This window comes from Luteibacter sp., from assembly GCF_051958795.1.
Lineage (GTDB): Bacteria > Pseudomonadota > Gammaproteobacteria > Xanthomonadales > Rhodanobacteraceae > Luteibacter.
On record NZ_JBQCFT010000005.1, the window covers coordinates 26,198 to 34,818 of the forward strand.

General features: G+C 65.2%; 9 protein-coding genes. 4 read left to right on the forward strand and 5 right to left on the reverse strand.

From position 1 onward, the window contains the following. Positions 1–49: 49 nt before the first annotated feature. From ACTHLF_RS00420 to ACTHLF_RS00435, 4 genes are read right to left on the reverse strand one after another with little or no spacing between them, the layout of a single operon-like run. Positions 50–655 carry an ABC-type transport auxiliary lipoprotein family protein gene (locus ACTHLF_RS00420; RefSeq protein WP_440323849.1) on the reverse strand — a complete coding sequence of 202 codons (606 nt, stop codon included), beginning with the start codon at positions 653–655 and terminating at the stop codon, positions 50–52. Further along, entirely contained in the window at positions 652–1,590 is a 939-nt protein-coding gene (locus ACTHLF_RS00425; protein WP_440323851.1) for an MlaD family protein, read from the reverse strand. The genes ACTHLF_RS00420 and ACTHLF_RS00425 overlap by 4 nt, the downstream gene beginning before the upstream one ends. A gap of 3 nt (positions 1,591–1,593) precedes the next feature. After that, entirely contained in the window at positions 1,594–2,379 is a 786-nt protein-coding gene (locus tag ACTHLF_RS00430) for an ABC transporter ATP-binding protein (RefSeq protein ID WP_440323853.1), read from the reverse strand. Then, positions 2,373–3,515, reverse strand: coding sequence for an MlaE family ABC transporter permease (locus ACTHLF_RS00435; RefSeq protein ID WP_440323855.1), 1,143 nt, complete (start codon positions 3,513–3,515; stop codon positions 2,373–2,375). Before ACTHLF_RS00435 ends, ACTHLF_RS00430 begins: the two co-directional genes overlap by 7 nt. Positions 3,516–3,621: 106 nt before the next feature. Here ACTHLF_RS00435 and gcvT point away from each other — a divergent pair, with 106 nt between their 5' ends. Beyond that, on the forward strand, positions 3,622–4,728 hold the full coding sequence (gene gcvT / locus ACTHLF_RS00440) for a glycine cleavage system aminomethyltransferase GcvT (RefSeq protein ID WP_440323857.1): 1,107 nt from the start codon (positions 3,622–3,624) through the stop codon (positions 4,726–4,728). Between the two features lie 57 nt (positions 4,729–4,785). Here gcvT and ACTHLF_RS00445 read toward each other — a convergent pair whose 3' ends face one another. Continuing rightward, on the reverse strand, positions 4,786–5,430 hold the full coding sequence (locus ACTHLF_RS00445) for a DUF3103 family protein (protein WP_440323858.1): 645 nt from the start codon (positions 5,428–5,430) through the stop codon (positions 4,786–4,788). Between the two features lie 223 nt (positions 5,431–5,653). Between ACTHLF_RS00445 and gcvH the strand changes: the two genes are divergently transcribed. The 3 genes from gcvH to ACTHLF_RS00460 all read left to right on the forward strand — a co-directional run bounded on the left by gcvH (position 5,654) and on the right by ACTHLF_RS00460 (position 8,469). Continuing rightward, complete coding sequence (gene gcvH, locus ACTHLF_RS00450; protein WP_440323860.1) at positions 5,654–6,058, forward strand: glycine cleavage system protein GcvH; 405 nt, start codon at positions 5,654–5,656, stop codon at positions 6,056–6,058. A 435-nt stretch (positions 6,059–6,493) separates the two neighbouring features. Further along, the gene (gene metJ / locus ACTHLF_RS00455) at positions 6,494–7,162 is read left to right on the forward strand and encodes a met regulon transcriptional regulator MetJ (RefSeq protein WP_440323862.1); all 669 of its coding nucleotides are present in this window, start codon (positions 6,494–6,496) and stop codon (positions 7,160–7,162) included. 299 nt (positions 7,163–7,461) lie between these two features. Next, positions 7,462–8,469 carry an energy transducer TonB gene (locus tag ACTHLF_RS00460; protein ID WP_440323863.1) on the forward strand — a complete coding sequence of 336 codons (1,008 nt, stop codon included), beginning with the start codon at positions 7,462–7,464 and terminating at the stop codon, positions 8,467–8,469. The last annotated feature ends 152 nt before the right edge of the window (positions 8,470–8,621 follow it).

Below are 8,621 nucleotides of genomic sequence, written 5' to 3' on the forward strand. Positions count from 1 at the left end.
CAGGGGTCCTGTGGCCTCTCGCGAAAGATGTCGCCCACAGGGTGGGCTCCTACGGCGTCGGGGCTGACTGGTAGGTCCAGCTCACGACATCGCGGGAGAGCTTGTCCATCGCCCGCCCGAACGCCTGCACCACTTGCGGTACTTCCTTCCCATCCACCGGCTCACGCACCTCGAAGCGCTGGCTGGCGACGATCTGGTGGCGGCGGGAGTTGGCGAGTATGGCGTCGAAGCGGATCACTACTTCCGGGGTGCCGTTGGCGTAATCAGTCTGGAACGACGCGAGCGTTCCGCCCAGCTCGTAATCCGCGGCAAGGTTGCTGTCATCCGTGCTGAGCGCGGTGACGCGGCCACTGTCGCGGAACGCGTCGGCCAGGCGGTCACGGAAGATGTGCGGCGCACTGTCGTTCCAGCGCGCGGCCGCGTACACCGTGATGGTGTTGCTCGCCGGCACCACCGCGATGCGCGAGTTATCGATGGAGCGCGGCGCGTTCGGCGTGGCGATGCGCAGCGCCCAGGGCACGGGCGTTGTCGCCATGGGCCGGCCGCCGGGCGCGGCGGGCAGCGTATAGACGCTCGGCTGTTCGGCGTTGGGCAGGATGGAGCAGCCCGCCACGGCGGCGAGCACGAAGGGAAGGGCGAACCGTAGGCGGCTCATGGGGTGAACTCCTTGGTCTTCTCGCGTCCGAACAGGTAGCCGCTCGGGTTTTCATCCAGGCGCCGGGTGATCGAGCGCAGCGAGCCCAGTGTGTCGCGCAGTTCGCGCAGCGCGGGCGCGAGGTCGCCAAGGCTGGCGGCGCCACCGTTGAGGGCATCGCTGTTGTCGTTGATGAGCCGGTCGATCGAGGCCATGGAATGCTCGAGGGAGGCCATGGCGCGCTGCGCGCTCTCCAGCGTCGCCTTGCCCTGTCCCTGCACCAGCCCATTGGCGTTCTGCACCAGGCTCTTGCTCTCCGCGAGCGTCTCGTTCGCCTGTTTCGTGGCGAGATCGAGCTGCTTGATCAGGGAGCGGATGTCTTCACGCTCATCGGCGATGACGCCGGTCGTCTTATCCAGGTGATCCAGCGTGCGTTCGATCCGGTGCACGTTCTCGGGTGATAGCAACTCGCTGGCGTGGGCCGCCGCCTGGTTGATGTTGGTGATGAGGTCTTCGCTATTGGAGAGCAGCTTGGCGAGCTGGGATGTGTCCGCATTGATGATGGGCACCTCGCCATCGTGGCCGACGAGCAACTGGCTGCCGGGCGAGCCACCCGTGAGCTGGATGATCGCGGTGCCGGTCACGCCGGTCAGCGCGAGCTTCGCGTGCGTGTCCTTGCGCAGCGGCGTATCGCCGTTCACCCGGATCCGGGCGAGCACGCGGCGCGGGTCGTTCGGGTCCAGCCTCAACTGGGTCACATCGCCCAGCCGGATGCCGTTGTACTGGACCGCCGAGCCGCGCGACAGGCCGGTGACTGCTTCGTTGAACACCACGTCGTAGTAGTTCCACTCCTGGTCGGAGTGCGCCTTGGCCAGCCAGACCCCGAAGAGCAGGCCGCCAACGACGACGATCACGGTGAACAGGCCGATAAGAATATGGTGCGCTCGGGTTTCCATGCTTCAGTCCTTGCCTTGGCTGGCGGCGCAGGTCGCCGCGCGGCCGCGCGGTCCGTTGAAGTACGCCTGCACCCAGGGATCATCGGTGCGGGCGACTTCGCTAATCGGGCCCACGGCCAGGACGCGGCGCTGGGAAAGCACGGCCACGCGGTCGCAGGTGGAATACAACGTGTCCAGGTCGTGCGTCACGAGGAAGACGGTGAGCCCCAGCGCATCGCGCAGGGTGACGATGAGGCTGTCGAACGCGGCGGCGCTGATCGGGTCGAGGCCGGCGGTCGGCTCGTCGAGGAACAAAATCTCGGGATCCAGCGCGAGCGCGCGGGCGAGGGCGGCGCGCTTGATCATGCCGCCGGAAAGCTCCGAGGGCCATTTGCGCCCGGCTTCCACCGGCAGGCCGGAGAGCGCGAGCTTCACGCCGGCGAGGCGGGTGGCATCGATGCGGTCGAGCTTCGCGTGTTCCACCAGTGGCAGGGCGACGTTCTCGGCCACGGTCAGCGAGGAGAACAGGGCGCCGCTCTGGAACAGGACGCCGAAGCGCCGCTCCACCAGCGAGCGACGGTCCTCCGGTAGCGAGAGCAGGTTCTCGCCGAAGACGCGGACCTCGCCGGCCACCGGGCGCACCAGGCCGATGATGGTTCGCAGCAGCACCGACTTGCCGGTGCCGGAGCCGCCGACGATGCCGATGATCTCGCCGCGGCGCACGTCGAGGTCGAGGTTCTCGTGCACGGTCTGCGTGCCGAACCGGTTGGTGAGTCCGCGTACTTCAATGACGGTATCGTCGCTCACCAACCCATCTCCATATAGAAGAGGGCGGCGACCGCATCGAGCAGGATCACCACGAAGATGGATTGCACCACGGCCGAGGTGGTGTGCTCGCCGACCGACTGAGCGCTGCCCGAGACCTTGAACCCTTCCATGCAGCCGATCACCGCGATCATGAAGGCGAACACCGGCGCCTTGGCGATGCCGACAAGGAACTGCCGGAGCTGCATGTCCTCCTGGAACATGTTGAGGAACATGGAGGGCGACATCTTTAATGTGGCGATGCAGACCACGCCGCCGCCGACGATGCCGGCGATCATGGGGATAAAGGTCAGCAGCGGCAGGGCGATCAGCAGGGCAAGGACGCGCGGAAGCACCAGCAGCTCCACCGGGTCGAGACCGAGGGTGCGGATCGCGTCGATCTCCTCGCGGGCCTTCATGGAACCGATCTGTGCCGTGAAGGCGCTTGCGGTGCGCCCGGCGAGCAGGATGGCGGTGAGGAGCACGCCGAACTCGCGCAGGAACGCGAAGCCGACGAGATCCACCGTGAAGACGCTCGCCCCGTAGGCAGCGAGTGCGGTTGAACCGAGGAAGGCGACCACCGCGCCCACCATGAAGGAGAGCAGGGCGAGGATCGGGACGGCGTCCAGGCCGGTCTGCTCCAGGTGGGAAATGAGCGAGGTGGCCCGCCAGCGTCGGGGGCGCCAGCCCGAGCTCGCGAATCCCTGCAGCGTGATGCCGATGAAGGCGAGCAGCTTGAGCGTCTGCTTCCAGAACGATTCGACCCCCCGACCGATACGCTCGAGCAGGACCACGAAGCCGGCATCGCGCTTGCGCGGCACGCCCTTGCAGTACGTGTCGATCGCGTCGCCGACGGTCTTCAGCAGTGCCCGGCGTGCGGCGGGGAGGGCTTCGTCCTGGGCCAGGGCCTGGGTGCGCCGGCTGCCCAGCAGCTCGGCGATGACGAACGCGCCGGAGGTGTCCATGGCATGGACGTCGTGCAGGTCCACGGCGACCTCGCTGCCGATCGACCCGGCCATTTCGTTGGCCCGCTGCTGCAGCGCCTCGTAATAAGGCAGGGTCCAGTCCCCCCGGAGCACGAGCCGATCGCCGCCGGTATCGCGGGTAAGGATGACCGTGCCTGGCAGGGTGGGAGTGGCCATGGGTCGGAAGGCTAGCAGGAAGATGTTGCGGCGCGCTTGGACTTGGCGCTCGCTGCCGGGATAATAACTGGCTAGCCCCAAGCCCTATCCCCCTGAAGGTAAGACCATGACCGACAAGACCGAACTCAACGCCACCCACCGCGAGCTCGGCGCCCGCATGGTCGATTTCGGTGGCTGGGACATGCCCATCGCCTACGGCTCGCAGATCGAGGAGCACCACGCCGTCCGCAAGGACGCCGGCATGTTCGACGTCTCGCACATGACCGTGGTGGACCTGACCGGCCCGAACACCCGCGACTTCCTGCGCAAGCTGGTCGCCAACAACGTGGACAAGCTGGCGAAGTCGGGCAAGGCGCTCTACACGTGCATGCTCGACGAGAACGGCGGCGTCATCGACGACCTGATCGTCTATTTCCTGCGCGAGGATTTCTTCCGCCTGGTGGTGAACGCCGCTACCCGCGTGAAGGACCTGGCGTGGATCGAAAAGCAGGCGGCTGCCTTTGGCGTCAGCGTCCGCGAGCGCCCCGAGTTCGGCATGATCGCCGTGCAGGGCCCGAATGCGCGCGAGAAGCTGATCGGCCTCCTGCCGGCCGACGTGCAGGAAAAGGCTCGCAAGCTCGGCAAGTGTGCCGCGCTCGAAACCGAGGGTCCGGATGGCATGCCGCTGTTCCTCGCCCGCACCGGCTATACCGGTGAAGACGGCTTCGAGGTCGTCGTGCCGAACACCCGCGTCGTGGAGCTGTGGAAGCACCTGCATGCCGCGGGTGTCGCCCCGGCCGGCCTGGGTGCGCGCGATACCCGGCGCCTCGAAGCCGGCATGAACCTCTACGGCCAGGACATGGACGAGACGGTGTCGCCGTGGGAAGCCGCGCTGGCCTGGACCATTTCGCTGGACGAGGGCCGTGACTTCATCGGCCGCGCCGCGCTGGAGCAGCACAAGGCCGATGGCGTGAAGCGCGTCATGGTCGGCCTGGTCATGGACGACAAGGGCGTGCTCCGCCACGGTCAGAAAGTTCTCACTGCCAACGGCGAGGGCGAGATCCTCTCCGGCGGCTTCGCCCCCACGCTCGGCAAGTCCATTGCCTTTGCCCGCATCCCTGCAGGCGAGCCGGGTGATGTCCGCGTCGACATCCGTGGCAAGGAAGTGCCGGTCCGCGTGGTGAAGTTCCCGTTCGTGCGCGATGGCCAGCCGATGCCGGGTATCGTCGGTTAATCGACCGCCAGGTAGCGACACCGGACGAGGGCGGCCAGGGCCGCCCTCGTCGTTTCCTCAGCCGACGATGTACGGCTCGATCGTGACGGTGGCGTTGTTGGCCGCGCCCACCTTGTTGGTGTACGTCTTGCCACGCTCGATCAGGTAGATCGAATCAACGTAATCCGGATCGTTCTTGAACCAGGTGGGATCCATGGCGGTGAGGATGGCCTTGCCGACCTCACTGACCGCCGCGTACGGCGCGGTCGCGGGATTGAGCTTCAAGCCCAGGTTCACCGCCTCGACCAGGCCGACGGCGAGCTTCTGGAAATCCGTGTCCCCATCCTTGTCGAACATCTGCAGGTTGACGTAGGGCGCACCGCATTCCGCCCAGTTCACTAGCGGCATGTCGGGGTGGTAGTCGACCTTTTCCTTGGCTAGCCACAGCATGGGTTCGGCCTTCACAAATGCCTTGCCTTCGGTCGTAAAGCCGGAGGTGATCGCGAAGATTTCGGCGTCGCCCTTGAACCAGTTCTCCTTGTTGTCCTCGAGGCGGATCTTGCGCAGCATGCTGAGTTCCTGCTGTGCATGGTCAACGGCACCGAAAGCCTGGATGCGCGGGCGCGGCATGGGAAAAAGCCCGGCCCTGGCGAATACATCGTTCATCGCGGAAACGCCTGCCTGAAGGGTTGTCGCGCGGTCGGGTGTCTGGGAGGTTTTCATGGGAATGTCCTTGTGGGAGAAATCCGGCGCCAGCCTTGGTGCCGGTCCTGCATACGCTACGTGGCGCCCGCGGTGCCGGATGTCGGCGCCGGCCGCCACTTGCATCCGTTTGCCGCCGATAGCGCTAAGGCGTCGCCTGTCACGGAAGACAGGGTTTCGCGCCGCGCGCGGACCGGTACAATCACCGGGTAACCACCGCCCACTCCCTTACGAGGCCTACCCCATGAGCAACGAAATCCCAGGCGACCTGCATTTCCTCAAGTCCCACGAGTGGGTGCGCATCAACGATGACGGCACCGCCACGGTCGGCATTTCCGACCACGCGCAAGGCGCGCTGGGCGATCTGGTGTACGTCGAGTTGCCGGAAGTGGGTAGCACCGTCGAGGCAGGCGAAGGCAAGGGTGTCGCCGTCGTCGAATCGGTGAAGGCCGCGTCCGATATTTATTCCCCCCTCTCGGGTGAAGTCGTGGCGGTGAACGAGGCGCTCTCGGATGCTCCCGAAACGATCAACTCGGAACCCTACGAGGGTGGCTGGATCTTCAAGATCAAGTACAGCGACCGGAAGGAAGTCGACGAACTTTTGACGCCCGACGCATACGCCGAACTGATCGAAAACGAAGACCACTGACGGTCGCTCGGATCGCTTCAACCTGGTGCCGGTCGTCCTCGACCGGCATTTTTTTGTCCGCGGCACCCCTTTTGGGAAATTTTTTTTTCGCCGCCAGTCGAGTTCCGTTCATCCCCAAAACCACCCCCGGCGGGCCACCGCGCGACACCGCGCGCGACCATGCGGGCGCGCTCTCGCGACCGATACGCGAAACGCAGAACGGTTCACGAAATGCCTTTATTTAAGATGTTTTGTTAATAACGCGAATCGCGAATATGCAATCGCGAGCAAACGAAAAATCGAATCGGAGAGGTCGATAATCCTTCCCGCGGTTATGTCCCGGCGACCTCCGGGCCCGCGCGATGTATCCGCAACGTCTTCAATTTAGAGCCAAAATTTATTGACAGCGGATTTGTTCAGGAATAGCTTTTGCGTCAATTGACGGGGAACCCGGAAATGGAAACACCAGAATTCATCCGGCCGTATGTGGAGCACGGTTCGAAAGCGGGAGCGGTACGCAAGATCACGGTATCGATTCCGCTGCACATCCTCCGCCTGCTATCCGATGAAAGAACCCGCCGACAGGTGAACAATTTAAGGCACGCGACGAACAGCGATCTGCTGGTTGAAGCGTTCCTACATGCTTTTACTGGGCAACCACTGCCAACTGATGAGGAGCTGAGACGAACCATGGCCACTGCCAAGAAAGCCACTGCCAAGAAGTCGGCCGCCAAGAAGGCGACCAAGAAGTCCACCGTGAAGCGCACGGCTGCCCGCAAGGCACCGGCGAAGAAGACTGCCGCCCGCAAGGCCGCAGTGAAGAAGACCGCCCGCAAGGCTGCGGTCAAGAAGACCGCCCGCAAGTCGGCGGTGAAGAAGGCTTCGACCCGTAAGGTCGCTGCCAAGAAGGCCGTCAAGAAGGCCGTCCGCAAGGCTGCGCCGAAGAAGGCTGCAGTCAAGAAGACCGCCCGCAAGGCTGCCGTCAAGAAGACTGCCCGTAAGGCTGCACCGCGTAAGGCTGCCAGCAAGAAGGTCGCCGCTGCCAAGGTCGTTCGCGCGACCAAGGCTGCCAAGGCCCCCAAGGCTGTGAAGGCCCCGCGCGCTCCGAAGGCCCCCAAGGTCTAAGCAAGCAAGCGTCACCTTCTAATAAGAAAGCTGTTTGCGAATTAGCTCCCCGCGGTGCCCAGCGCGGGGAGCCACTTCGAAACTTGACCCCGGCCTGGCCGGGGTTATTCATTTAAGGGGCCTGGTTCGCGTCCCGGAAAAGCTCCTAGGCCCGCAGGCTGGATTCACGCGCTCATTACGGTTACCTTTCAGGCCACGCGCTGCGTGGGACGGGGGGTCCCGCGCGTCAAGCCATCAGGGGGCGCGCGTTCATTCCGGAGTCCTGTCCCGCCGCCATGGATACCCGTCATCGAATCCCGGTGCGCCACCGCATGCGCGGTGCCGTCAATCCCGTCACGCTCGCCGTCCTCGCCATTGTGGTGGTGCTGGGCGTGGCCGCTTACTTCCTCATTATCAAGCCGTACCACGACGCCAACGTCGACCTGACCCAGCAGAACGCCGCCACGGCGCCGAAGCCGGGTGCGGTCCGCGAGGCGCCGCCGGCCAACGTCGACGCGCTGAGCGTGGACCAGCTTCTCGCCGAAGCGCGCACTGCCATGAACGACCAGCGCCTGGTGGCGCCGGCTGGCAATAACGCGTTCGAGTTCTATATGAAGGTGCTGCAGAAGCAGCCCGGCAACGCCGTCGCGGCGGATGCGCTGCGCGAGACGTTCTCGTACGGCGCGGCCGCCACCGAACAGACGATCAACGCGCGCGACTTCAACGAGGCCCAGCGCGAAATCGACCTGCTGGCCAAGGCGGATCCGGCGAACTACACGCTGACCATCCTTCGCTCCAAGCTGGATGCCCAGCGCAAGACGCTCGATCGCGAACAGCAGCAGGCCCAGGATGCGCAGAAGGCGCAGCTGGCCCAACAGAACGCGGCAGCGGCTGCGAAGCTGCAGGCCGAGCAGCAGGCCGCAACCGCGGCAGCCGCCGAAGCCCAGCGCCAGCAGGCGGCGCGTGAGCAGGCCGCGCGCGTGGCGCAGCAGCAACCGGCTGCACCGGCGCCGGTGACCCGCCCGGCCGCTCCGGCACGTGCGGAAGGCGAAGCGATCACCGACGCCGTCCTGGTCCGCCAGGTGAACCCGCGTTACCCGACGGCAGCGATGCGCGCCAACCAGGAAGGCTGGGTGGACGTGGAGCTGACGGTGGGCGCGGATGGCGTGGTGAGCAATGTGAATGTCGTCGACGCCCAGCCGAAGCGCATCTTCGACCGCTCCGCGATCGATGCGGTGAGCAAGTGGGAATTCAAGCCAGCCATGCGCAATGGCGAGCCCATGACGGTCACCCTCCGCCGACGGTTGCAGTTCAACCTCGGTCGCTGAACGAACAAGGCCCCTCACGGGGCCTTTTCTTTTCCACCTGATGACCTTGTGGGAGCGCGCTTGCGCGCGGTGGGTGCTCGCGGCAAGTACCATAGCGCGCAAAACCCCTCCCACAACCGTGTGGGGGGGCATCACTTCTTTTTGTTAGGGGC